Below are 24,126 nucleotides of genomic sequence, written 5' to 3'. Positions count from 1 at the left end.
AGGGGCGGGGCTCGGGACCAAAGACTCTGCCCGGCTTCTTCCGCCACGGCCCAGAATCAAGGCATGACTGCTCCCGCAACCCCCCTTGCCGATGTCCATGTCATGTGGATCGAAGATACGGGAATAGGGGATATAGCGTCCGTGGGCGGAAAGAACGCCTCCCTGGGCGAGTTGAGCCGGTCCCTGCGTTCTGCCGGAGTAAGGGTCCCTGAGGGGTTCGCCACTACCGCCGCCGCCTACCGCGCCTTCCTGGAAGCCAACGCCCTGGAGCCGCGGATCAGGGCCTACATCGAGGAGTACCGCGCGGGACGGGCCACCCTGCGCCAGGCGGGCGCGGCCATTAGGGAACTTTTCCTGTCGGCAACCTTCCCGGAAAGCATTGGAGAGGCAATCCGGGAGCACTACCGCCTCCTGTGCCGCCGCGCCGCCCAGCAAGAGGCGGCGGTCGCCGTCCGCAGCAGCGCCACCGCGGAGGACCTCCCGGACGCCAGTTTCGCGGGCCAGCAGGAGACCTTCCTCAATGTGGCCGGGGAGCGCGCCGTCCTCGAAGCCTGCCGGAACTGCTACGCCTCGCTGTTTACAGACCGCGCCATCAGCTACCGCGAGATGAAGGGCTATGACCACCTTGAGGTGTCGTTGTCCGTGGGGGTCCAGCGCATGGTCCGCTCGGACCTTGGCGCCTCGGGGGTCATGTTCTCCATCGACACCGAGTCCGGCTTCCCGCAGGCAGTGCTCATCAGCGCCGCCTGGGGCCTGGGCGAGACAGTGGTGCAGGGAACCATCAACCCGGACAAGTACCAGGTATTCAAGCCGCTGCTCGCCAATGACCGCTTCAGCCCAATCATCGAAAGGGAACTGGGCGCGAAGGAACGCAAGATGGTCTACAGCCACGGGGGAAACGCGAGGACCCGGATGGTGGAAACCACGGAACGTGAGCAGGAAACCCTGGTGCTTAACGACCGGGAAGTGGTCCTGCTGGCGCGCTGGGCCACCGCGGTGGAGGAGCATTACGGCCGGCCGATGGACATGGAATGGGCCAAAGACGGAATAACGGGCGAACTGTTCATGGTGCAGGCGAGGCCGGAGACAGTCCAGGCGCAGCGCAGCAGTTCGACCTTCCGCACCTACCACCTCCGGCAGCCGGGGCGGGTGCTGACCTCGGGGGCAGCGATCGGGGATGCCATCGCCAACGGGCAGGCCTGCGTCATCCGGGACGCGAAGGACATCGAGTCGTTCGTGGACGGCTCGGTGCTGGTGACCCGGATGACGGACCCGGACTGGGTTCCGGTCATGAAGCGTGCCGCCGGCATCGTCACGGACCACGGCGGGCCCACCAGCCACGCGGCGATCGTGAGCCGGGAACTGGGCGTGCCCGCCGTCGTCGGAACACGCAACGCAACCGAAGCGCTCCCGGACGGTGCCCCCATCACCCTGTCCTGCGCGGAAGGCGAAGAAGGCCGCGTGTACGAAGGACTCCTGGAGTACGCCGTGGACGAGGTGGACATGGAGGCGCTTCCGGCCACCGGCACCGATGTCATGGTGAACATCGGCAGTCCGGCCGCAGCATTCAAGTGGTGGCGCCTGCCGGCTGCCGGGGTGGGGCTTGCCCGGATGGAATTCATTATCAACAACCTCATCCGCATCCACCCGATGGCCCTGGTGCACCCGGAGCGGGTGACCGATCCGGAGGAGGCGGCCCTCATCCGGAAGCTCACCAGCGGCTACCAGGACCCCCGGGAGTACTTCGTCGACGTCCTGGCCACCGGAATCGCCAAAATTGCGGCGCCGTTCCATCCCAAACCCGTGATCGTCCGGCTCAGCGATTTCAAGACCAACGAGTACAGCCACCTGATCGGCGGCGGCTACTTTGAAAGCGCGGAGGAAAACCCGATGCTGGGTTTCCGGGGTGCCTCGCGTTACTACAGCGAGCACTACCGTGAGGGCTTTGCCCTGGAATGCAAAGCCCTGAAGCGCGTGCGGGAAGAAGTGGGTTTCGCCAATGTCATCGTCATGGTCCCCTTCTGCCGCACCCTGCACGAGGCCGACCTGGTCATCGAAGCGATGGCGGAGCACGGCCTGGTGCGGGGCAGCGCCGGGCTGCAGCTCTACATGATGTGCGAAATACCCTCCAACGTGGTGCTCGCGGAAGAGTTCGCCAAACGGTTCGACGGCTTCTCCATTGGCTCCAATGACCTCACGCAGCTGGTCCTGGGCGTGGACCGCGACTCCGAACAGCTGGCCGGGCTGTTCGATGAACGGGACCCCGCCGTCAGTGCCATGATTGCCCAGGCCATCGACAAGGCTCATGCCGCCGGCATCAAGATCGGTATCTGCGGGCAGGGCCCCAGCAACCACCCGGATCTTGCCGAGTTCCTCATCGGCAAGGGCATCGATTCCATCTCGCTGAACCCGGACACGTTCCTGAAGGCCCTGCCCGTCATCGCCGCAGCCGAGCGGCGGCTGGGCAGACAGGCCTAACGGCACTGTCACGGGCGGGTGGCCGGCTGATAGCACTGTCATATGACCGCGTCGCCCACCGCAGCTGCCGCCAAGCCGCCCTTTGACGCCGTCATCTTCGACCTGGACGGGGTGGTCACCAACACGGCACTGGTCCATCAGGCCGCCTGGAAAGAGGCCTTCGAACAGATCCTGCAGGACCCGCGGATACCCGCAGCCGCGGACCGTTCCCCCCTCACCAAAGCCGACTACCGCACTTACATTGACGGCCTTCCCCGGGAGGAAGGTGTACTGAAGTTCCTTGCCTCCAGGGGCGTGAAGGTTGACCGGGGATCTGACCGGGACGAGCCGGGCACCTGGACGGCTTTTGGGCTTGGTGCCCTGAAGAACCGCCTGTTCCTCGAGCACCTGAGGCGGGAAGGGGTGCAAAGCTACCCGGGGACGATGCAGCTGCTGCAAAGGCTTTCCGACGCCGGTGTTCCCACCGGTGTGGTCACGTCCAGCCGCAACGCCTCCTCCGTCCTGGACGCGGCCGGTATTCCGGGCAAATTCAACGTCATCCTGGACGGGACCGCTGCGGCCAACCTGGGCCTCCGCGGGAAGCCGGCCCCTGACGTCTTCCTGGCCGCCGCATTCCGCCTGGGGGTATCGCCGTCCCACGCAGTGGTTATCGAGGACTCGGTGGCGGGGGTACTTGCGGCGCACCGGGGCGGATTCGGGCTGGTGGTGGGAATCGACCGGAACGGTACCCGGCGGGAGCTTGAGGCCGCCGGGGCCCGTTCAGTCCTCAATGACGTGGGTGAACTGGACCTTGGCCTCGTGGTGGGTGATCCCTGGCAGCTGGTCTATGAGGGTTTTGACGCCGGCCACGAGGGGCACCGTGAAGCGCTGACCACCCTTGGCAACGGCTACCTGGGCGTGCGGGGCGCGGCACCGGAAGGTGGAAGCTTCCGGTACCCGGGCATGTATCTGGCGGGGGTGTACAACCGTGTAACCGCTGAAGTGGCCGGTGAAGTGCTCGTGGAAGAACACATGGTCAATGCTCCTGACTGCCTTCCCGTCGACCTTCGGCTGGGGTCGGGACAGTGGTGGTCGGCGGGAGGAATGACTGTCCTCCGCGAGCGCCGCACCCTGGACCTCCAGCGGGCCGTCCTGGAACGGCGGCTGCTGCTGGAAGCTGCCGACAAGCGGCGACTGGAAGTGGTCCAGACCCGGTTCGTGTCCATGGCCGAACCACACCTGCTGGCCCTGGAAATGAAGGTCACCCCGCTGGGCTGGAGCGGTTCAGTGGACGTCCGCAGCGGGATCAATGCCGGCGTCAGGAACGCGAACACTCCCGGCCAGGGGGCCGGCCCCGGGACCCACCTGGTGGACCGGACCGGGCCTGGAAGCGGCGCCCGGCAGTCCCCTCCGGACACCATTTCCGTCGTTGAGGCTGAAACGACGCAAAGCCTGGTCCGGATAGCTGCCGCATTCCGCACCGGGGCCGCCGGGGCGCAGGGCGCGGGACACCCCGGCAGGAAGGGTGCCTTCCACTTCCGGACGTTCCAGGTTCCGCTCGTCGACGGGGCGCCGTCGAGGATCAGCAAGGCCGTGGCCGTTGTGACCTCGCGTGACCGTGCGATTTCCTCCCCGGCGTCGGCTGCACGCGCAGTCCTGGAGCGGTCCGATGATGACTTCGAAGCCCTTCTGGCTGCCCACCAGGAGGCCTGGCGGCGTGAACTGCGTCCGTTCCTGGTGGACATCGACGCACCGGTCCAGGTGCGCCTGGTCCTCAACCTGCACATTTTCCATGTGCTGCAGACTTTGACCCGCCACACGGCCGAGCTTGATGCGGGAGTTACCGCCCGCGGGCTCCACGGCGAGGGCTACCGGGGCCACGTCTTCTGGGATGAGCTGTTTGTGCTGCCCCTCCTGACGTCCAGGACGCCCGATGTTGCCCGGTCCCTCATCGACTACCGCTGGCGCAGGCTTCCCGCGGCCCGTCACGCCGCCTCCATCCTGGGGCTCGCGGGTGCGAAGTTTCCCTGGCAGAGCGGCAGCGACGGGACGGAGGAGACTCCCAAATGGCTCTACAACGACAGGTCCGGGCGGTGGGTCAAGGACCATTCGCACATGCAGCTGCACGCCGGCCTGGCCGTGGCGTTCAACGCCTGGCAGTACTACCAGGCCACAAGTGACAAAGCCTGGCTCCTCCGGAGGGGCGCCGAACTGGTCATCGACGTTGCCCGTTTTTTCTCGTCCCGGGCGGAGCACAGCCAGGACACCGGCCGTTACCACCTCCGCGGCGTCGTGGGGCCCGATGAGTACCACACGGGTTATCCGGGCAGCGCTGCTCCGGGACTCGATGACAACGCCTACACCAACGTCATGGCTGCCTGGGCGTGCCTCCGGGCCGCTGAGATTGTCTCAATTGTCCAGGGCAACGAACTGGGCGGGCTGATGGACCGCCTCGGCATCACCAGCGAGGAAGTTGCCGGCTGGGAGCTGGTGGGCAGGGCACTCTTTGTGCCGTTCCACGCCGACGGCGTCATCAGCCAGTTCGCCGGTTACGAACAACTGGAGGAACTCGACTGGGACCGCTACCGCGAGGCCTATGACAGCATCGAGCGGCTGGACCTGATCCTGGAGGCTGAGGGGGACGAAACCAACCGCTACAAGCTCGCCAAGCAGGCAGATGTCCTGATGCTGCCCTACCTGCTGGGCCAGGAAGGACTCATCAGCCTCCTGTCCGAACTCGGCTACGCCTTCACCCCGGACCAGCTGAACCGGACCATCGAGTACTACCTCGCCCGGACCGCCCATGGATCCACGCTCAGCCGCGTGGCGCACGCCTCCGTCCTGGCGGCGGTGGATGCGGACCGTGCATGGGACAGTTTCCGGGAGGCTCTCGACGCCGACCTCGACGATACGCAGCACGGCACAACACGGGCAGGAATCCATTTGGGCGCGATGGCTGGATCCATCGACGTTATCCAGCGCAGCTTCGCGGGACTGCGGCTCAGCGGCGACACCATTGTGTTCGCACCCAACCTGCCCAGGGGGCTCCGGGCTGTCGCCTTTGAAGTGCGCTACCGGGGACACCACCTCAAGGTTGAACTCAGGGACGGACGCATGCACCTGGCCTCCGCCCCAGGGGACGCGGACCCCATCAGGGTACGCGTGAACGGCAGGGACACGGCCCTCCCGGCCGGGCAGGCCCGGAGTTTCCGGCTGCCGGCGCAGGCACAGGGATCGGCCGCATGATGAAGCAACTCGGCATCCTGACCAGCGGCGGCGATTGCCCAGGGGTGAACGCCGTGATCCGGGGAGCCGTCCTGGGCGGCGACGTTGCCCACGGTTACGGGTTCCTGGGTTTCCGCGACGGCTGGCGGGGAGTCCTGGAACAGGATGTTGTTCCCTTGCCCCGCCCCAGCGTCCGGGGACTGTCCCGGCTTGGCGGAACCGTCCTGGGAACCTCCCGCACCAATCCGCTCAAGGACGGCGGCGTTGACGCGGTAAGGGACAGCCTCCGGCGCAACGGCCTGGACGGCCTTATTGCCATTGGCGGTGAAGGAACCCTGGCGGCGGTGAAAGCACTGTCGGACCAGGGCATCAACGTGGTGGGCGTGCCCAAAACGATTGACAACGACCTCGGGGCAACGGACTACACCTTTGGTTTTGATTCGGCAGTCCAAACGGCAACGGACGCAATCGACAGGCTGCGGACCACCGGGGAGTCCCACCACCGGTGCATGATTGCGGAGGTCATGGGGCGCAATGCCGGCTGGATTGCGCTCCACGCGGGCATGGCCACCGGCGCCCATGCCATCCTGGTTCCCGAGCATCCAGTCTCCCTGGACCAGATCTCCGCCTGGGTCCTGTCCGCGCGGGAGCGCGGGAGGGCGCCACTGGTGGTGGTGGCAGAGGCATTCGCGCTGGAAGGACAGGAGGCACCCTACGCTCCCCGGGGCCTCGATACCTTCGGGCGCCCGCGGCTTGGCGGCGTCGGCCGCCTGCTGGAAAAGCGGTTGGAGGAAGTGACGGGCATTGAAACGCGGGCCACCGTTTTGGGCCACATCCAGCGGGGCGGGGAACCGACGGCCTATGACCGCGTGCTTGCAACGAGGCTGGGGATGGCCGCCGTCGAAGCGGCCGCCAACGGGAAGTGGGGCACCATGGTGTCCCTGCGGGGCACCGATATTGTCACCGTGGGCCTGGAGCTCGCACTTGGAAGCCTGAAGGTGGTCCCCGAGGAACGGTACAGGGAGGCGGCTATCCTGTTCGGCTGACCGCCGGGTGGGGAGCCTGGCCCGCAGCAGGGCCAGGCGCCAACCATTAACCCCTGCTGATCGGGATTTTCGACGCCGCGGGTCCCTGGCCCTGGTCCGGAAGGGGAGCACGGACTTCCAGGACGCCGTCCTTGTAGGAAGCTGTGACGTCGCCCAGCTGGACGCCGCGGGGCAGCGGGAGCCGCCGGACAAAGGAACCGTAGCGGAATTCGGACCGGTAGCTGTCCTTGTCCTTGTGCTCTTTCTTTTCCTGCCGCTCTGCCCTGATGGACAGCACGCCGTCGGTCACTGTCACGTCCACGTCCTTTTCCGGGTCGATGCCGGGCAGCTCCGCCCGCACCACCAGGGTGTTGCCGTCCACCATCTCCTCCACCCGGATTGCGGAAGTGCCCGCCTCGCCCTCGAACAGTCTTTCGATCACGTCCATGGGGGAGCGGCGGGATTCAAACCACTTCATCAGCTCGGTCATTCTTGCCTCCTGCTCATGTTGGTCCGGGTCAGCTGGTTACCCGGCACTACCACCATCCGCTTCATGCAGGGAAGGTTCCAGAGTCCAAGGTCCCACCGTGGCGTGCTGCCTACCCAGCGCGGACCCGGAGAACGGCGGAACCGGTGATCCTGTCCGCAGCGAGATCGGCCAGCGCGCTTCCTGCGGCCTCAAAGGGATAGACGGTGGTGGCCGGTTCCAGCGGAATTGCGGCTGCGAGCGACAGGAACTCCAGGCCGTCCTCACGGGTATTGGCGGTTACGCTGCACACTTGGCGCTCGTAGAACAGGTGGTCGTGGTAGTTCAGGGCCGGTATGTCGCTCAGGTAGATGCCGGCAATGGCGAGCGTTCCGCCACGGTCGAGGGCCCGGAGCGCCACAGGCACGAGGTCGCCTACCGGAGCGAAGAGGATGGCCGAATCAAGGGGCACCGGCGGATCGTCGTAGGCGCCGCCGACGTACTCTGCGCCGAGGTCGCGGGCAAGGGCACGGGCCTTCGCCGAGCGGGTCATGACGAAAACGGACGCCCCCTGGTGCATGGCCAACTGCGCGGTCAGGTGGGCGGAGCTGCCGAACCCGTAGATGCCAAGGCGCCCGCCGGCAGGCACCCGGGCCCGCTTCAGCGCGCGGTAACCGATGATCCCCGAGCACAGCAGGGGTGCCGCCTGTTCATCGGTAAACACATCCGGAATGGGGTAGGCAAAGTCCTGGGAGACCGTGAGCTGCTGGGCGTAGCCGCCGTCCCTGTCCCATCCGGTGAAGACGGGGGCGGTGCACAGGTTTTCGTCTCCGCGCCGGCAGTAGGCACAGGTACCGCAGACACCGCCGAGCCAGGCGACGCCTACCCTGTCCCCCGGGGTGAACCGGGAATAGCCCGGCCCGCTCCGGACCACCACGCCCACTGCCTCGTGCCCCGGCACAACGCGGGGGTGGCGGGGCGGGAGGTCCCCTTCGGTGAGGTGCAGGTCCGTGCGGCAGATGCCGCAGACGCTCACATCAACCAGCAGTTCGTTGGGTCCGGGGCTGGGGTCTTCGCGGATCCCCATGCCCAGGGGGCGGGTAGAGACGGGGCCGGGGCGGTCCACCCACCAAGCGAGCACCTGTTCCTCCTCTTGCCGTCGGATTACAACCGTTGCATGGGCCGGCGGGGCCCGGACAGAGCCAAAAGTCATGTTCCGTCAGCCATCCCCTGGCCGGCCGGCCACTCGCCGCTGGAAGTAGCCTGCTCCTTCGATGGCAAGGCTTCCTGCCGCGGCTGCCATGACGGAGGCCGCCAACAGGTCCGGGGGAGGCCAGTCGAGCCTGAAGAAGTCCTTCACGGGCGGGACGGTGAACAGCAGGACCAGGCCGCCGTACATGCCGGCCAGGATGAGGGTTTTGATCCAGTTAAGCGGGCGCGAGGCCATGACCAGGACCCATGCCGCGATCAGGGCGAGGGTGATGACGGTGGCGGACTGGGCAGCCCCGGCACTGTATTGGCCGCCCAGCCGTGCGTAGGCGTTGACCGCCAGTACGCACAGCGCTGCGCACAGGCCGGCGGGCAGCGAGAAGGCCAGGGAGCGTTTAAGGAACCCTGGTGCGTAGCGCTGCGCACTGGGCTGCAGCGCCAGGAAGAACGCCGGCAGGCCGATGGTCAGTCCATCGAGCACGGACAGCTGGCGCGGAAGGAACGGGAAAGGCAACAGCAGCAGCGCGAAAGCCAGCGAGATCAGCGTTATGTACACCGTCTTGCTGAGGAACACCATGGAAACCCGCTCGATGTTGCTGATGGCGCGGCGGCCCTCTGCCACCACGGCGGGCAATCTGTCGAATCGCCCGTCCAGGAGGACAAGCCGCGCCACGGCCTTGGTTGCCGGTGACGCCGTGTCCATGGCGATGCCCAGATCCGCGTCCTTCAGGGCAAGCACATCATTGACGCCGTCTCCGGTCATTGCCACCGTGTGCCCGCGCCGCTTCAGGGCCTGGACCATGTCGCGCTTCTGGGCGGGAGTCACGCTTCCGAACACGTGGTTGCCCTCCATGGTCTCCTCCAGCATGGCGGGGTCGGTGGGCAGTTCCCGGGCGTCATAGGCCGGGCCCTGTCCAAACCCCACCTCGCGCGCGAGGACCGCCACGGTGCGCGGATCGTCACCGGAAATGATCTTCAGGGTGACCCCCTGTTGCCGGAAGTAGGCAAGGGTCCTGTGTGCGTCCTTCCGGATGTCCTCACGGAAGGTCAGCAGCACCACCGGCACCAGTCCAGGGGGCAGCCTGCCGTCTTCCCCGATTGCGGGCATGGAGCCCGGCAGGTGGGCGAGGGCCAGGGTCCGCCGCCCGGTGGAGGCCAGCGCTGCGGCGAGCCTGTGGGCGCCGGCGCGGGAGGGCGATTCCCCGAGGACGGCATCAGGGGCTCCCAGGACCCAGGTTCCGGCAGCCCCGGAGCCGGGCGGGAACGTCACGGAGCTCCACTTCCGGGCCGACGTGAACGGAACGGAGCCGGCCGCAGGCAGGAGGTCCGCTGCGGGAAAGGCTTCACCGATGGACCTGGCGGTGGTGCTGGCTTCCTCCTTCGCACCGAACCACTCCAGCGCCTTCCGCCACCCCTCGACTGGTGGGGTGCCGGCGTCGTGCACGGCCTCGAAGGCGATGGAACCGGAGGACAGGGTGCCGGTCTTGTCCAGGCACAGGACGTCGACCCTCGCCAGGACCTCAACGGCCGCCAGTTCCTGCACCAGGACCATGTGGCCGGCCAGCCGGACCCCGCCGACGGCGAAGGCGACGCTGGTGAACAGGACCAGGCCGAGCGGAATCATGGAAATGATGCTGGCCACCAGCCCCAGGGTGCCGGGTACCCAGCCTCCGGAACTGACGGCATCCTCCCAGCCGCCCGCGTTCTGGATCTGGGCGTTGGCCACAAGTAGCGCGGTGGGCAGCAGCAGCCAGGTGATAACACGGAGGACCTTGTCCAGGCCCGAGCGGATCTCGGACGTGACCAGGGAGAACCGTTTGGCCTCAGCCGTGAGTTTGTTGGCGAACGTGTCCGCTCCAGCCCGGACCACCTCCGCACGGCCACTGCCTGCCATGATCAGCGACCCGGAGAGGAGCACCGCCCCGGGGGCCTTGGACACGGGTTCGGACTCTCCGGTCAGGAAGGACTCATCCGCCTCGACGTACCCTCCGTCCAGGAGGCGGAGGTCCGCGCTGACCTGTTCCCCGGCGCTGAGCAGGACGATGTCGTCCGGAACCAGGGCGTCCGCGGGGACCTGCTGCGTCCGGCCGTCCCGCACCACCCTGCTCTCCGCCGCGTGGAGAATGGCCAGCCGGTCCAGGGATTGTTTCGCGCGGTATTCCTGCACGATGCCGATCAGGGAATTCCCGAGGGCTGAAAAGCCAAAAAGCGCGTCCCGCCACTGGTCCAGCACCAACAGCAGGATGAAGCACCCCGCCACGATGCCGTTGAAAAGGGTCAGGACGTTCGCGCGGACGATCTCCCAGAGACTGCGGCTTGTTGTCCCCGGGACACTGTTGCCCCGTCCTGCGCTGGTTCGCTCCAGGACCTCAGCCGAGGTAAGCCCGTCGCGCCGCCGCCGGCCCCCGGGAACGCTGGAGGACGGTTGGTGTTCGATGCTTTCCCGGGCTTCATACATCACGCCGTTGGCAGGGTTCCGCCGGTCATTTTTCGTGCCGGGTCTTCTTCAGCCGTGTGATGACGGTGGGGCAGGGAGGCTGGGTCAGGACACCATGCGCCGTCGACCCCAGGAGCAGCCTCCCGAAGCCGCCCCTGCCGCGGCTTCCCAGGACCAGCATCCTTGCGTTGGCGGCGGCCTGCACCAGGGCGTCGGCAGGTTCCAGGACAGTTTCGAGGACTCCATGCACCACGAGGCCGGGATAGTCCTGGCGGAGCCCGGCCACTGTCTCCGACAGCACGATCTGTTCCTCTTCCACCACGTGCTCGGCGAAACTGCTGGACGGCAGTCCGGCCTTGATCCAGCGATTGGGGCCGGTGAAGGCGTAGAGGACGGTGAGTTCTTCGCCCAGTGCGTCAGCTTCAGATGCCGCGAAGGCCACGGCCTGGGTGGACTCCCTTGATCCGTCCACGCCCACCACGACGCCCTGGCCGCCGCCCTGGTTTGTGCCAATGACCGCCACCGGGCATTCTGCGGTGGCGGCCGCCTGGAGTGCGCGGTCCGTCAGTGCGGCGCGGGAGTGGCCGCTGCTGCCCAGCACCAGCATGGACGCGTTCTTTGAATAGTCGCCCAGCGAACCCCCGACGCTGCCTTCCAGGAGTTCGGTTGTTACCTGGAGGTCGGGTTCTGCCGCGCGTACGCGTTCCCCGGCCTCCTTCAGCATGTCCAGCGCGGAGTTCCGCAGAGCGTCAATATAGGGGAGGGCGTCCAGCGCCTCGCCTGCCATCCAGCGGTCATCCAGGACATGGAGGACTGCCAGCGGCAGCTTGAGCCGGCGGGCGCGGGCGGCCGCCCACAGCAAGGCGGCGTTCGAGGGGGAGGAGTCGATGATGCCGACGGCGATGGGCTTGGTTGCGTCCATGGGTTACCTTCCTTGGTACTGTCGGTCCGGCGGTGAGGATGCGCGTCAGGCCCTGTCGGCCGGTTCCTGCGGAGCCCACCAATGGGTTGGCGGAGCGATCACGAACCTCCGTCCGGTGATTTCCTCGGGTGTCACGCGGATAAGGCTGTTCTTGGGTCCCGCCTGCCAGGGCGACAAGCCCGCGTCGGCGGCGTCCTGGAATTCCTCGGCGTCGGTGACGGCCACTGCGTGGCCCTTCACCACCACACTCCAGGCGATGGTGCCGTATTGGTTCAGCCCATCGGCCTCCAGCGCCACCACCCTGCGTTCAGCCACGGCGTCCAACTTCGTTCCTTCTCCCGTACGGATCAGCAGTGTTCCGTTGCTGGGCACGTAGTTCACCGGGAAGATTTCCACCGTGTCGCCACGCGTGAAGGCCATCCGGCAGAGGGAGGTTGACCGGAGGTATCTCCAGCAGTCATGTACGCCGAGGCTTTCGGCTTCCGGTTCCGTCGCAGCTGTATCCATGGCCGTAGCCTAAAGCGGGGAATCCCGCCCGGCTAGGGAAGAAGGTCCCGGACCGTTCCGCCGAAGGCCGCCTGCGTTGATCTACGCTCCAAATGGGGCATTTCAGGCCTTGACTTTGTCTTCTAGACTGGTCCCAAGACATCCCTTCGTGCTCAGGTGAAGTGGTGTTTCCGGGGGAACCAACCGGCCCGGACGATTGGAATGCTGCTGGGCCCGCAGCGTCGCGGGTAACTGTCACAGGAGGTCGGACGTGAGTACTGAGCCGTGGCGCTCTCCAATGAAGGAAAGGGCCGAGGACCTCCTGCGCGATTTTGTTGCCCGTGCGGATGAGCTGCTGCAGACCCAGGAACGGATGAACGGACTCCTCTCTTCCGTGGTGGCCCTTGCCGAGGATCTGAGCTTGGAAGCCGTGCTGGACCGGCTGGTGCGGTCCGCCTGCGAACTTGTCGGCGCCAGGTACGGTGCGCTGGGGGTCATTGCCGAGGACCGCAGCCTGAGCCATTTCATCACCGTGGGGATTGACGAGGACGAAATCAGGTCCATCGGGGACCTGCCGACCGGGCATGGCGTCCTGGGGCTCCTGATCCGCGAGCCGCGGCCTTTGCGGCTGCACGACCTGGGCCAGCACCCCATAGCATCAGGCTTTCCCAGGAACCATCCGCCAATGAAGACCTTCCTGGGCGTACCCGTGCGTGTCAGGGACGAAGTGTTCGGGAATCTCTACCTGACGGAAAAGGACGGCGGACAGGACTTCACGCCGGAGGACGAGGACCTCGCGGTCGCCTTGGCTGCCGCAGCGGGCGTGGCCATCCAGAATGCCCGCCTTTTCGAGGACAGCAAGCGGCGCCAGAAATGGCTGGAGGCCGGCATGGAGCTGAGCAGCCGGCTGATCATGACACCGCACCCGGAAACTGAGGAAAACCTCGATCTTGTTGCCGAAACTGCATTGCGGGTGTCGGATTCAGCGCTTGCCGTGATTGCGGTTCCCGCCGGGGACGGCGTCCTGCGGTGCAGGGCGTGCCTGGGGGTGCAGGGCCTGCAGGCGGGACAGGAAATTGCGGCGTCCGACGTCGTCTCCCGGGTCATCGAAACAGGGGAGTCGCTTGTGGCGCGGGACCCCCAGCTGGTCTTCGAGGACGAGGTGGCGGAAAAGCTTGGTTCGGTGCTGGTCTGCGCCATTGGCCACAGCAACAGTGAAAACGGCGTGCTGCTGCTCGCCCGGCCGGTGGGCTCGGCTGCCTACAACCAGGCCGAGGTCGAGTCCAGCTCGCTTTTCGGCAGCAGGATCGGGCTCGCGCTTGACCTGGCCCGTGTCCACGCCCTGCGGGAACAGAATCTCCTGTTCACCGACCGGGAGCGGATTGCCCGTGACCTGCACGATCTTGTTATCCAGAGGCTGTTCGCTTCGGGGCTGAGCATCCAGAGCCTTCGCCGTTACACGCTGGACCCGATCGCCCACGAGCGGATCGCCGTCGTCACGTCAGAACTTGACGACACCATCAGGAAGCTGAGGGACACCATCTACTCCCTCCGCACGGGCGAACACGAGCATGAACCGCTCACGGGCCGCATCCTGAAGGTGGTGCAGGAGACATCCCGGAGCTACGCCGTGGCGCCGAAAGTCGCTTTTGCCGGGCCCGTGGACGATGCCGTCCGGGAGAACATCGCCGGCCACCTGCTTTCCGTCCTCTCCGAAGGACTGAGCAACGCCGCCCGGCACTCCGGCGCCGACGAAATCCGCGTCACCATCTCCGTCACCCAAAAACAGGTTGAGCTGGTGATCACGGACAACGGCTGCGGTTTTGCCGAGCCTGCACGGGTCAGTGGCCTGGCAAACATGCGGCACCGTGCGGAGCTGCTGGGCGGCAGCTGCGCTATCCAGAGTGCTCCGGGGGACGGCACCCGGATAACCTGGTCCGCCCACCGCCAATAATCAGGCCCGGATCCAGCAGAACCCGAACGGTCCGGCCCTGCGCTTAAGCGCCGGCGGCTACTGCGCGTCCTGCGCGTTCCGGGTTACGTACACGGCAGCCTGCGTGCGTCTCTCGAACCCCAGTTTGGCCAGGATGGAGGAAACGTAGTTCTTCACGGTTTTCTCGGCGAGGAAGAGTTCCTCGCCGATTTGGCGGTTCGTCAGACCTTGCCCGATCAGCGTGAGGACCTTCTTCTCCTGCGCGCTGAGCGCCTCCAGGCGCGGGTCTGTCGGGGTCTTGGACAGGCCGGCGATAATCCGCTCCTTGACACCGGGCTCGAACAGCGATTCGCCCCTGGCAGCCTTGCGGATCCCTGCCAGCAGGTCATCACTCCTGATCTGCTTGAGGATGTAACCGGACGCGCCTGCCAGCACTGCTCCCCGGATGGCCTGCTCGTCGTCGTAACTCGTCAGGATCAGGCAGTTCAGGCGGGGATCGAACGAGCGCACATCCCGGCAGACCTCGATCCCGGTGCCGTCCGGAAGCCGGCCGTCCAGGATCGCAATATCCGGCTGCAGGGCCGGGATGCGCCGCGTGGCCTCCGCCGCCGAACCGCTTTCGCCGACCACCACGAACCCTTCACCCTCAAGCAGGTCCTTCAGGCCCTGCCTGACAAGTTCGTGGTCATCGAGGATGAACACGCGCAAAGGCTCGCGGGGATCTGCAGTACCTTCCGGGCCTGACTCATGCATACGCACTTAACCGCTCCCATGTTCATAAGGACCAAGCACCCACTGCTGTGTGAGGCAGCCCCTGCGAAGGGCTTAGGCCTATTCTTCCTTCCGCACAGATTGGCGGGAAGGGACCAAAGTCTGGAGTCATGATCATACAACGGCGCTTTTTTCGGCAAGGACTGCACCAGCACCAGCTGGTCCAACGGTTGGCCGGCGGCCCCACTGTGACTTTAGGCCCTATTCCGGCAGCCGAACCTTGTCCAATCTTGGAACAGGCCAAACAGAATGGAGCCCACATCATGGATGCCCACGAACGGCACCCCAAAATCATTGTGGGCGTGGATGGTTCCGATGCCTCGGTTGCGGCCCTCCGGACGGCCGATGCTTTGGCCGGGCCCCTCGAAGCGACGGTGGAGGCCTGGGCATGCTGGGATGTTCCACCCGGCTTCGGGCTCTACCTCGTGGTGGGTATCGAAGGTTTTGAATATGCTGCGGAGCAGTCGCTGGAGAAGGCGCTCGCAGCCGCGTTCGGCCCCGAGCGGCCTTTGCATGTCCATACCCGGCTGGTGCGCGGAAAACCCGGCGAGCTCCTGGTCGAGGGGAGCCGGAACGCCTCGCTCCTCATCGTTGGACGGCGCGGGCACAGCGGCTTTGTCCCGGGCTCCGTCAGCTCAGCCTGCGTCAGCCACGCCCACTGCCCTGTCCTGGTGGTGCACGCCCCGGAGGAAGAGCGCGGCTATGCAAAAGAAGCGGCACAGGCCGACGGCGGGAAGTAGGTACGCCGGGCAGGTCACCGCTGGTGCGCGCCGCCGTCGTGGGCTTCCGCGTGGTGCCCGCTGCCTTCTCCGGTCAGTTCGTGGAGGCCCTTGACCGCTTCGGCCAGGGAAAGCCCGGGGGAGTCGGCTATGAAGGGCATGAGGAGGCGGTTTTCCTTGTCCAGGTGCATGGCGAACATCCGCTGGATGGCAGCGCCGGCAACAACCGCGGACAGCCCGCTGGACGTGCGCAGTTCCTCCACCAGGTCCACGATGACGCGGTGCTCGGCCAGCATGCCCTCAACCAGGAGCCGCCCCTCCGGTGTGCCGCCACTGTACAAGGGGCCCTCTTCGGCCAGGGCGTGGGGAATCAGCTCGCTGTCGCACCAGTCCAACAACGTTGCCTGTGCTGTTCCTTCGGCGCCGGAATCACCTGCCTCAACCGCTTCCATCAGCAGGGCCACCAGCCCGTTGAGCTGCTTGAGCATGTGGGAATGATGCCGTTCCACCGCCTGGAGTGCCTGGGCCTCGGAGGCGGCGTCTTTGGGCTGGTTCATGGACTCTTCCTAACTCTTGCGCAGTCCGTGGCTTCCGGACTACTGGCAGCGGAGGGTGCTTCCCTGCCGTTAACTATGGGCGGCAGGCGCAGGCCGCAGGCAGAGCCATTGGTCCCGGTTCCGGTGTCAGCCGTTTCCCAGCTTCTGGGCCAGCATCACGAGGATTCCGCTGGGGCCGCGGAGGTACGTGAGTTTGTAGGTGTCACCGTAGGTCGCCACGCCGCGCAGCGGATGGCATCCGTGCTTCGCAGCTGTCTCAAGCGCTGCGTCGATGTCGTCGACCGAGAAGGCCACGCGGTGCATGCCGATCTCGTTGGGACGGGTTGGATTCGTCTCGATTGCTTCGGGATGGATGTATTCGAAGAGCTCCAGCTGGCCACGACCGTCCGGGGTCTGCAGCACCGCAATCTTTGCGTGGTTCCCGTCAAGCCCGACCGCGGTGTCGGCCCACTCGCCGCTGACCGTGTCACGGCCGGCGACATTGAGCCCCAGGTCCGTGAAAAAGGCGATTGCCGCTTCCAGGTCGCGGACCGCGATACCCACGTTCTCAAGTTTGATGCCCATCCGTTGAAGCTACCAAGGCGGGACGGCCGGCTCCAGTGCCACCGCCGGGGCCTTTGGCACTGGCGTTTCCACCGCCGCGCGGCCCACGCTGGGAGGACAGCAGAAGGAGGACTGTACCCGGTGGCTGACGGACCTGTCGCGACGCGCAGAAATGCATTCCTCGCCCAGTGGGTGGGCTGGGTGAGCCTCGGTGAGAGCCTGGGGTTCCTGGCCCCGGCACTCGCCCAGTCCGCCTCGGCTGCCCTGGGTCCGGCGGCGGCGGTTCCCCTGCTGGTGCTGGCCGGCTTTGTTGAAGGAGCCGTTCTGGGGTGGTTCCAGGTGCGGGTACTCAGGACAAGGCTGCCCGGTGTGTCCGCCCGGCGGTGGGTCCTCTTAACGGCAGCGGCGGCAGTGGTTGCCTGGGCCGTGGCACTGCTGACCTTCAGCAACGAGGGTTGGCAGGGCTGGCCCGCACCCGCCCAGGCCGCTACGGGAGCCGTGGCGGCGGTGGTGGTCCTGGTGTCGATCGGCCTTGCGCAGTGGGTAGAACTGCGGCATCACGCCCCGCAGGCCTGGCGGTGGGTAGCCGGCAGCGCCGCCGCATGGGCGGCAGGGCTGGGTGTCTTCATGGCTGCGGCCACCCCGCTGTGGCAGCCTGGCCAGGAGCTATGGCTGGTTGCGGCGATCGGAATCGGGGCGGCCATCCTGATGGCGGTGGCCATGGCCGTGGTTACCGGTTTGGTGATGGTGCGGCTCCTGTCGACGACGTGGGGCACGGCGGGCCAGCGCCGTCCAGAAGGGTGACAGGACCTAGAACTCACTGCGGCGGAAGCGCTTTTCCACTGCCACAACCAGGGACGCGAGCAGAGCGATACCCAGGATCCGCAGCCAGGCTTCCGCGGTGATCGGGGCCGTATGGAACAGCTCGTTCATCAGTGGCAAGTACGTAATGGCCAGCTGGCCGGCTGCCTGGACCAGGACACCAAGGATGACCCAGCGGTTGCTGAAGAAGCCGATCCGCCAGACCGACCGGGTCAGGGAACGGCAGCTGAACAGGTAGAACAGTTCCACGGCAACAAAAAGGTTGACGGCCGCCGTCCGGGCTTCTGCGAGCGAGGCGCCGCCCGCGAGTTCGAGTTCGAAGATCCACCAGGTGCCTGCCACGAGGAGGGTGGAGACCAGCATGATCCGAAGGGTGAGGGTCCAGGTCAGGAGCGGGCGGCCGGGGGCGCGGGGCGGGCGGGACATCAGGCCGGGTTCCTTCGGCTCGAATGCCAACATCAGGCCCAGGGCCACAGCGGTGGTCATGTTGATCCACAGGATCTGGGTGGGCAGGACGGGGAGCGTTGCCCCGACCAGGATTGCCACCAGGATCACCAGGCCTTCCCCCATGTTCGTGGGCAGGGTCCAAACGATGAACTTGGTCAGGTTGTCAAAGACGTTCCGGCCTTCCTCGACGGCTGCCTCGATGGTGGCAAAGTCGTCGTCGGTGAGGACGATGTCCGAGGCCTCCTTGGCCACCTCCGTCCCCGAGCGGCCCATGGCTATGCCCACGTTCGCCTGCCGCAGGGCCGGTGCGTCGTTGACGCCGTCCCCCGTCATGGCGACCACGTTTCCCCGGGACTGCAGGGCGCCGATCAGGCGGAGCTTCTGTTCGGGGGACACCCGTGCGAAGACCGTGGCCCGCTCGACGGCGTCGGGCAGGGCGTCCGCGGGTATCGCGTCAAGTTCAGTTCCCGTCAGTGCCGTCCCGTCCGCGCGGTCCGCTGTCAGGCCCACTGCCTTGGCAATGGTGGAGGCTGTTCCCACGTGGTCTCCGGTAATCATTTTCACCGCCACGCCCGCCTGGTGGCAGGCCTCCACTGCCTTCGCCGCGGCCTCGCGGGGTGGATCGAACATGGCCTGCAGCCCTGTCAAGGTCAGCTGCCCCTGCAGGCTTGGCTCGGCCAGGGCACCCCCGGCAGGGAGGCGCATCATCGCCGTGGCAAGGACCCTCAGGCCGGTGCCGGCGAACCGGTGGGCTTCATCGAGCACCGGCTGCCTGGACAGCGGAATGGTGCGGCCCTGGCTGTCCATCTGGCCCGCACAAAGCTCCAGCACCCGCTCCACCGCGCCCTTGACCAGCACAATGGCGGGCTCCTTGCCGCTGCCGCCCGGGAACGCGGAGGTGTGGAAGGTGGCCATGTACTGGCGCTCGGAGGTGAAGGGCAGCGCGCCGGTCCGCGGATTGGCCGAAAGGAATCCAGCGGCGTCCACGCCGCCCTTCGCGGCAGCCACCACCATGGCAGCTTCCGTGGGGTCCCCCTGGGCCTGCCAGGCATGCCCCTCCCGGATGATCTTGGCGTCATTGCAGGCGCCGCCCGCCAGCAGGGACCAGTACAGTCCCTCGTCCCGTGCCGCCGTCGTCCGCCCTGCTCCGGTCTCGGCCGCAGGGACGCCGGCCCCGGCAGGAAGGACGTGCCCTTCCGGGGCGTAACCGGAACCCGTCACCTCGTACCTGGCGGACGGAGTCCAGAGCGCACGCACCGTCATCTGGTTTTCCGTGAATGTGCCGGTCTTGTCCGAGCAGATCACCGTGGTGCTGCCCAGCGTCTCAACCACCGGGAGCCGGCGGACCACAGCCCGGCGCCGGGCCATCCGGCGGACCCCGATGGCTAGCGTGACAGTGACGGCGGCCGGCAGCCCTTCCGGAATGGCCCCCACTGCCAGCGCGACGGCGGCAGTGAACATCTCTGCCGGTTGCTGGCCCCGTGCCACGCCAGCGAGGAAGGCCACCGCGGCCAAGGCAAGGATGGCCACCGTGAGCGTCATGCTGAAGCGGGACAGTTTCTGCGTCAGCGGTGTGGCCACCGGCTGCACAGCACCCATGAGCCGGTGGATCTCGCCAAGTTCCGTCTCGCCGCCGATGGCGACGACGATGCCTGCGCCGGTGCCCGCGGTCACCAGGGTGCCGCTGTAGACCATGTTCCTGCGGTCCGCCACGGGGGTGGCGGTGGGCAGTACCACCTCGTCCTTGGCCACGGCGTCGGATTCGCCGGTCAGTGCCGACTCGTCCGCGCGCAGGCCGGACAGCCGTACCAGCCGGAGGTCCGCCGGCACCTTGTCGCCGGCTTCCAGCAGGACGAGGTCTCCCGGGACCAGGTCCTCGGAGGGAACCTCATGCCTTTGCCCGCCCCGTGTCACTACGGCGCGGGTCCGGACGAGGGAATGGAGGGCATCCAGGGCAGCCTCCGCGCGGACCTCCTGGACAAAGCCGATGACCGTATTCACCAGGACCACGGCGAGGATGACGGCCGAGTCCAGGTACTCGCCCAGGAGGAGGGTGACGGCGGCCGCGGCCAGCAGGACGTAAACCAGCGGATTGTTGAACTGGCGGGCAAGCTTGCGGGCAATGCCCCCGCTTCGTGAACGGGGCAGCACGTTGGCGCCGAACTGGGCCTGCCGGCGCGCCACCTCCCCGGAATCGAGGCCCTGCACGTGGTCCGTCTCCAGCAGCAGCACAACTTCGTGAAGGGGGAGGCCGTGGTGGGCCCGGTCCTGGACGCCGTTCGTGGCCGGGACGGACTTCCTGCCGCCGGGTCCTGCCTGCCTGGCCTTCGCCATGGGTCCGGCCCTGCCTATGAGGCCAGCAGTGCGTCGAGGGTGACGAAGCCATACCCCGCGGCACTGATCCGGTCGATGATCTGCGGCAGGGCATCGGCGTCCAGCGTGGTGCCGTCGTTGGGATTGGAACCGATGTGCATCAGGACGATTTCGCCTGGCTGCAGCTCCGCCAGGGTGCGGTCAGCGACGATCTGCATGGTGACGCCGCCGCTGGTGCCTTTCCATCCCAGGGTGTCCACCGTCCACCGGACTGCAACGTAGCCGAGGTCGTTGACGGCGGTAATGGTCCGGCCATCGCGTTCGCCGAAGGGAAAGCGGAACAGCGGCCGGGGGTCCGCGCCGGCGGCCAGGATGGCCTGCTCCGCCCCGAGGACCTGCTGAGCAATGCCGGTGGCGGTAAGCCCCGTGAAACCAGGATGGGTCATGGAGTGGTTGGCCACCCGGTGCCCCGCGGAAACGATCTGCCCCACTCCGCCGGGGTTCGCACCGGCCCAGTTCCCGGTCAGGAAGAACGTGGCGGCAACCCCCTTTGCGGACAGGGTTGCGAGGATCTTTGGCAGCCCCGCAGAGTTGGCTCCCGCATCGAAAGTCAGCGCCACCACTTGCCCGGCGCCCGGGATGACCGTGAGGTCCTGGCCACGGAGCGGGGCAGGGAACGGCGCGGCCGGCGCAACCGGGCCGGGGCCGGCGTCGGGCCCGGAGGGCGGAGCGGCGGGGACGGGAGGCACGATGACCGGCGGCTGGACGGGAGTTTGGCCCGCCTCGGGTGTTTCCGTTGAGGCTTCCGCCGGCTCCGACGCCGGGGGAGATGCGCTGGCGGCACCAGGAGTGGGGCTGGGGCCCGGGCTTGGCGCTTCCGGGCTTGCGGAGGCACTCGCGGAGCCTGACGGACCGGCGGACGGCGGCCCTCCTGCCGGCGCCCTGAGCACCAGCGCCAGGACTATGGCGAGCGCCAGCAGGGCGAGCGCCACCGCCACGGCGACCACCCGCCGTCGTCCGCCCTGCTGCATTATTGTCAACGGTCACTACCTGGTGTGTTCCTGCCCAAGCCGCCCTGCCCTAAGGGGACGCCGTGTGGCTTTCCGGTGTGTGGACCACCAGCACGGGACAATGGGCATGGGCCACCAGCGCGGAACTGACTGAGCCCAGCAGCAGCCCGCCGAAGCCGCCGTGCCCCCGCCTTCCCACCACTACCATGTCCGCTTCGCGGCTGGCTTCAATCAGTGATTCCCTGGGATGGCCGCGGACCAGGCTGGAGATGACGTTCGACGGCGTTTCGTCACCGAAGGCGGACTTGACTGCCTCCGCCAGGATGTCCCCGGCGCGTTCCTCGAAGCCCTCAATGCCCATCATCACGTAGCCCGTGTAGACCTGCGGATAATCCCAGTAGGCATTGGCCAGGACCTTCGCGCCGAGCGGGACCGCCAGCCGCTGGGCCTGCCGCAGGGCCTCAATGGAAGCCTCCGATCCGTCGACCCCTACCAGTATCCGCGAGAACGGTGCTCCGGAAGTATTCATCTCAGCTCCTCATGCGGCCCGTGCGGCCACACTGGCAATGGTGTCCCGGCGGGCTCCCGCAAAGGTAGGGCCGAAAGTCACTGCAGGCGGCAGCGACGAGGGGGTTGAGGTCGGGTGGCAGCGGACATTCCCACCTAGCCGGTGTGGGACCCCTCTTTGAGCCACAACGTATCGCCCTCAACCCGGTCCAGCTCATCCGATGCAAAGTAGGCGTGACCAGTCAATAAACCGGACCTGTCCACTTTCACATAGCCGATCCGCAACAGCCTCTCTGCGGTGTGGTGGGGCAACCTGGACGACGCGGCAAACCCATGGATCGAAGTATTGACGAGGCCTCCGGTTTCAGGGTCCGTCTGGCCGTCAGAGGTCACCGCCTCCGGATCACCCATTTTAAGGTCCTCGACCTTGCCGATTTTCTTTCCGTCCGACGCTACGACGTGCATTCCTTCGCGCACCTGCTCGATGACCGCCATGGCCTTCTCCCTCTTGTATGCAGCCGATGATTGCAAGGTCAGTTTAGGGCGGGCTTCTATCCAAGAATAGAGGCAAACCTGGGGCCGTTCGACGCTGCTGCTGCGTTAAAGCAGTCCGTCATTCGAGGGGCGGGCCGCTCCCTGGTATGGCGGTCCCGCCAGGGCCGGCGGTACTTCACGGGCCCCCTGGTCCAGGCGGAACGGGGGGTATTCGTCCCGCATAAGGGCGGCGTATGCAAGGACCCTGTAGATCCAGCGGTTGATGCCGAGGATCAGGTCGAACAGCGGGCGCTGGTAGCGGCCGGTGAACAGCAGGGCCACAACTGCAATCAGGACCAGCAGGCCCAGCAGCGACACGCCTGTGCTCCGTTGGTAGGTGGTTCCCAAGTCATCGGTTTCCGCCCGCCAGGTCCAGTTGGTGCCGGAGAGGGCTGCAACGATGAGCAGATGGGGGATGGCGAGGAGCCACGATTTCACCAGGACCAGCCCGCGGGATAGGCGCTCCGGGTAGTCAACCTCGAAGTCGGCAGGATAGTTGGTTCGTGCCAGGGTGAACGGCGGGTAGAGGTCCGTTCCTGCCGCGGCGTAAGCGTAGAAAGCGACCCGCCAGTTCCAGCGCAGGACGCCCACGTTGAAGTCGAACAGGGACCGGGGGTAGCGGCCGGTAAAAAGGATGGCGAACCACGCCACGATGGTGGTCACGACGAACGCAAACCACAGGAAAAACAGCACGATGAAGTGCGGGATGGCAAGGAACCACTTGACCAGCCACATCGCGCGCGACAGGGCCGGGTCAAGATCGCCGAAGAGCCGGGCCGGGTAGGGAGCACGTTCCGCCCGGTCCCCTTGGCCAGGCTGGGGCAGCGGCGGGGCTCCCGGTGTGCCGGGATTTCCGGGACCTCCCGGGGCGCCCTCCGTTCCCGGTGCACCTGCGTAGCCGGGTGGCGGCGCATACCCCGGGGGCTGGCCGTACCCGGGTGGGGGTGGCGCATAACCGGGGGGTGGCCCGTAGCCGGGGGGTGGCCCGTAGCCGGGGGGTGGCCCGGCCGGCCCGCCGGAGTGGGGCCCCGTATGCCGGCCGAGTCCAACGGCCCCCAGGATCAGCAACGGAATCCCGATTGCCAGCGCGACTGCACCACCCACCAGCAGGCCCGTTGCCGCCGGCCGGATCAGGTCAGAGCGAAAACCTGCCTGCACCTCGGCATTGACACCGGGGCTGGCGTCGGCGTTCATGATGACAATCGCCCAGTTGCCGGCGGCAAGATCCCACGTGAGATCCTGTTGGCCGGACCCGGAGGCCGAGGCGCTCCAGAACGTTTGCTCTCCTGGCGGTGCCGGAGTGCTGGTGCCAGGAATGTCGCGGTATTCGGCCCTGAAGGGCCGGCTGTCGACTTTAAGCAGCTCCGAGTGATGCACGCCTGAAAGGTATCGCTCGACGTCGGCCTGCGGGGCGACGCCCATGAAGATTTCCTTGCCGGGGTCCACGGAAGAAGCACGCAGCCTCAGCGTTCCGACGTCGAAAGGAAGGCGGGGCGGTACGCCCTCGCCCACCGCGTCAAGCCTCGGCGAGGTCAGGGCGTGGGAACCCACCGAAAGGCGTTCCGTGCGAGTGGTGAGGTATCCGTCGCCTTGGGCGGATCCCACCACTGACGCCACGGCACCCCCGGCCAGGATGGTGGCCCCGACGATCGAGATGAGGATCCCCAGGATGAGCATGATTATTGCAGCGGTCTTTTTCATGATGCCGAACCCGGAATGTAGGGAATGGGACAGTTTGTGCGT

General features: G+C 66.8%; 19 protein-coding genes. 6 read left to right on the top strand and 13 right to left on the bottom strand.

Annotated elements, in window-relative coordinates; genetic code table 11:
- Positions 1–63: 63 nt before the first annotated feature.
- Genes ppsA through FHJ30_RS11210 form a run of 3 tightly spaced genes read left to right on the top strand, consistent with a single transcriptional unit; the run spans position 64 to position 6,728 of the window.
- A complete protein-coding gene (gene ppsA, locus FHJ30_RS11220) occupies positions 64–2,478 on the top strand; it encodes a phosphoenolpyruvate synthase (protein ID WP_139029384.1) in 2,415 nt (804 codons plus the stop codon).
- 42 nt (positions 2,479–2,520) lie between these two features.
- Entirely contained in the window at positions 2,521–5,703 is a 3,183-nt protein-coding gene (locus tag FHJ30_RS11215; RefSeq protein ID WP_139029383.1) for an HAD-IA family hydrolase, read from the top strand.
- Complete coding sequence (locus tag FHJ30_RS11210) at positions 5,703–6,728, top strand: 6-phosphofructokinase (RefSeq protein ID WP_139029472.1); 1,026 nt, start codon at positions 5,703–5,705, stop codon at positions 6,726–6,728. Before FHJ30_RS11215 ends, FHJ30_RS11210 begins: the two co-directional genes overlap by 1 nt.
- Positions 6,729–6,774: 46 nt before the next feature.
- On the opposite strand, the gene FHJ30_RS11205 is transcribed toward FHJ30_RS11210, so the two are convergent.
- The 5 genes from FHJ30_RS11205 to FHJ30_RS11185 form a co-directional block, all read right to left on the bottom strand.
- Positions 6,775–7,197: an Hsp20/alpha crystallin family protein gene (locus FHJ30_RS11205; protein ID WP_139029382.1), complete on the bottom strand. Its 423-nt coding sequence runs from the start codon at positions 7,195–7,197 to the stop codon at positions 6,775–6,777.
- Positions 7,198–7,306: 109 nt separating this feature from the next.
- Complete coding sequence (locus FHJ30_RS11200) at positions 7,307–8,314, bottom strand: zinc-dependent alcohol dehydrogenase family protein (protein WP_139029381.1); 1,008 nt, start codon at positions 8,312–8,314, stop codon at positions 7,307–7,309.
- 78 nt (positions 8,315–8,392) lie between these two features.
- Positions 8,393–10,840, bottom strand: a complete 2,448-nt coding sequence (locus FHJ30_RS11195) for an HAD-IC family P-type ATPase (RefSeq protein WP_139029471.1) — start codon at positions 10,838–10,840, stop codon at positions 8,393–8,395.
- A 25-nt stretch (positions 10,841–10,865) separates the two neighbouring features.
- Positions 10,866–11,741, bottom strand: a complete 876-nt coding sequence (locus FHJ30_RS11190) for a universal stress protein (protein WP_139029380.1) — start codon at positions 11,739–11,741, stop codon at positions 10,866–10,868.
- Positions 11,742–11,786: 45 nt separating this feature from the next.
- Entirely contained in the window at positions 11,787–12,248 is a 462-nt protein-coding gene (locus FHJ30_RS11185) for a pyridoxamine 5'-phosphate oxidase family protein (RefSeq protein ID WP_139029379.1), read from the bottom strand.
- A 277-nt stretch (positions 12,249–12,525) separates the two neighbouring features.
- On the opposite strand from FHJ30_RS11185, the gene FHJ30_RS11180 reads away from it, so the two are divergent.
- Positions 12,526–14,181 carry a GAF domain-containing protein gene (locus FHJ30_RS11180; RefSeq protein WP_171058999.1) on the top strand — a complete coding sequence of 552 codons (1,656 nt, stop codon included), beginning with the start codon at positions 12,526–12,528 and terminating at the stop codon, positions 14,179–14,181.
- Between the two features lie 57 nt (positions 14,182–14,238).
- Here the strand turns inward: FHJ30_RS11180 and FHJ30_RS11175 are convergent, their stop codons facing one another.
- On the bottom strand, positions 14,239–14,862 hold the full coding sequence (locus FHJ30_RS11175; RefSeq protein ID WP_139029377.1) for a response regulator transcription factor: 624 nt from the start codon (positions 14,860–14,862) through the stop codon (positions 14,239–14,241).
- Positions 14,863–15,194: 332 nt separating this feature from the next.
- Here FHJ30_RS11175 and FHJ30_RS11170 point away from each other — a divergent pair, with 332 nt between their 5' ends.
- Positions 15,195–15,671, top strand: coding sequence for a universal stress protein (locus tag FHJ30_RS11170; RefSeq protein ID WP_139029376.1), 477 nt, complete (start codon positions 15,195–15,197; stop codon positions 15,669–15,671).
- A 14-nt stretch (positions 15,672–15,685) separates the two neighbouring features.
- Here the strand turns inward: FHJ30_RS11170 and FHJ30_RS11165 are convergent, their stop codons facing one another.
- A complete protein-coding gene (locus tag FHJ30_RS11165) occupies positions 15,686–16,207 on the bottom strand; it encodes a hemerythrin domain-containing protein (protein WP_139029375.1) in 522 nt (173 codons plus the stop codon).
- 126 nt (positions 16,208–16,333) lie between these two features.
- Positions 16,334–16,771: a VOC family protein gene (locus tag FHJ30_RS11160; RefSeq protein ID WP_139029374.1), complete on the bottom strand. Its 438-nt coding sequence runs from the start codon at positions 16,769–16,771 to the stop codon at positions 16,334–16,336.
- A 120-nt stretch (positions 16,772–16,891) separates the two neighbouring features.
- Here FHJ30_RS11160 and FHJ30_RS11155 point away from each other — a divergent pair, with 120 nt between their 5' ends.
- The gene (locus tag FHJ30_RS11155; protein ID WP_139029373.1) at positions 16,892–17,554 is read left to right on the top strand and encodes a hypothetical protein; all 663 of its coding nucleotides are present in this window, start codon (positions 16,892–16,894) and stop codon (positions 17,552–17,554) included.
- Between the two features lie 6 nt (positions 17,555–17,560).
- Here the strand turns inward: FHJ30_RS11155 and FHJ30_RS11150 are convergent, their stop codons facing one another.
- The 5 genes from FHJ30_RS11150 to FHJ30_RS11130 form a co-directional block, all read right to left on the bottom strand.
- The gene (locus FHJ30_RS11150) at positions 17,561–20,353 is read right to left on the bottom strand and encodes an HAD-IC family P-type ATPase (RefSeq protein WP_139029372.1); all 2,793 of its coding nucleotides are present in this window, start codon (positions 20,351–20,353) and stop codon (positions 17,561–17,563) included.
- 14 nt (positions 20,354–20,367) lie between these two features.
- Positions 20,368–21,363, bottom strand: a complete 996-nt coding sequence (locus FHJ30_RS11145; RefSeq protein WP_139029470.1) for a polysaccharide deacetylase family protein — start codon at positions 21,361–21,363, stop codon at positions 20,368–20,370.
- Between the two features lie 49 nt (positions 21,364–21,412).
- The gene (locus tag FHJ30_RS11140; RefSeq protein ID WP_139029371.1) at positions 21,413–21,871 is read right to left on the bottom strand and encodes a universal stress protein; all 459 of its coding nucleotides are present in this window, start codon (positions 21,869–21,871) and stop codon (positions 21,413–21,415) included.
- A 134-nt stretch (positions 21,872–22,005) separates the two neighbouring features.
- Positions 22,006–22,344: a hypothetical protein gene (locus FHJ30_RS11135; RefSeq protein WP_139029370.1), complete on the bottom strand. Its 339-nt coding sequence runs from the start codon at positions 22,342–22,344 to the stop codon at positions 22,006–22,008.
- Positions 22,345–22,449: 105 nt separating this feature from the next.
- Positions 22,450–24,084: a DUF4389 domain-containing protein gene (locus FHJ30_RS11130; protein WP_139029369.1), complete on the bottom strand. Its 1,635-nt coding sequence runs from the start codon at positions 24,082–24,084 to the stop codon at positions 22,450–22,452.
- Positions 24,085–24,126 lie beyond the last annotated feature (42 nt).

Source organism: Arthrobacter sp. BB-1 (genome assembly GCF_006151685.1).
Taxonomy (GTDB): Bacteria; Actinomycetota; Actinomycetes; order Actinomycetales; family Micrococcaceae; genus Arthrobacter.
The sequence above is the reverse complement of the archived record's forward strand: the minus strand, read 5'-3'. Positions and strand labels throughout refer to the sequence as shown.

Coding starts and splice junctions, on each gene's coding strand:
- ppsA (WP_139029384.1), top strand. CDS start 64: ATGACTGCTCCCGCAACCCCCCTTGCCGATGTCCATGTCATGTGGATC.
- FHJ30_RS11215 (WP_139029383.1), top strand. CDS start 2,521: ATGACCGCGTCGCCCACCGCAGCTGCCGCCAAGCCGCCCTTTGACGCC.
- FHJ30_RS11210 (WP_139029472.1), top strand. CDS start 5,703: ATGAAGCAACTCGGCATCCTGACCAGCGGCGGCGATTGCCCAGGGGTG.
- FHJ30_RS11205 (WP_139029382.1), bottom strand. CDS start 7,197: ATGACCGAGCTGATGAAGTGGTTTGAATCCCGCCGCTCCCCCATGGAC.
- FHJ30_RS11195 (WP_139029471.1), bottom strand. CDS start 10,840: ATGTATGAAGCCCGGGAAAGCATCGAACACCAACCGTCCTCCAGCGTT.
- FHJ30_RS11190 (WP_139029380.1), bottom strand. CDS start 11,741: ATGGACGCAACCAAGCCCATCGCCGTCGGCATCATCGACTCCTCCCCC.
- FHJ30_RS11185 (WP_139029379.1), bottom strand. CDS start 12,248: ATGGATACAGCTGCGACGGAACCGGAAGCCGAAAGCCTCGGCGTACAT.
- FHJ30_RS11180 (WP_171058999.1), top strand. CDS start 12,526: ATGAAGGAAAGGGCCGAGGACCTCCTGCGCGATTTTGTTGCCCGTGCG.
- FHJ30_RS11170 (WP_139029376.1), top strand. CDS start 15,195: ATGGATGCCCACGAACGGCACCCCAAAATCATTGTGGGCGTGGATGGT.
- FHJ30_RS11165 (WP_139029375.1), bottom strand. CDS start 16,207: ATGAACCAGCCCAAAGACGCCGCCTCCGAGGCCCAGGCACTCCAGGCG.
- FHJ30_RS11160 (WP_139029374.1), bottom strand. CDS start 16,771: ATGGGCATCAAACTTGAGAACGTGGGTATCGCGGTCCGCGACCTGGAA.
- FHJ30_RS11150 (WP_139029372.1), bottom strand. CDS start 20,353: ATGGCGAAGGCCAGGCAGGCAGGACCCGGCGGCAGGAAGTCCGTCCCG.
- FHJ30_RS11145 (WP_139029470.1), bottom strand. CDS start 21,363: ATGCAGCAGGGCGGACGACGGCGGGTGGTCGCCGTGGCGGTGGCGCTC.
- FHJ30_RS11140 (WP_139029371.1), bottom strand. CDS start 21,871: ATGAATACTTCCGGAGCACCGTTCTCGCGGATACTGGTAGGGGTCGAC.
- FHJ30_RS11135 (WP_139029370.1), bottom strand. CDS start 22,344: ATGGCGGTCATCGAGCAGGTGCGCGAAGGAATGCACGTCGTAGCGTCG.
- FHJ30_RS11130 (WP_139029369.1), bottom strand. CDS start 24,084: ATGAAAAAGACCGCTGCAATAATCATGCTCATCCTGGGGATCCTCATC.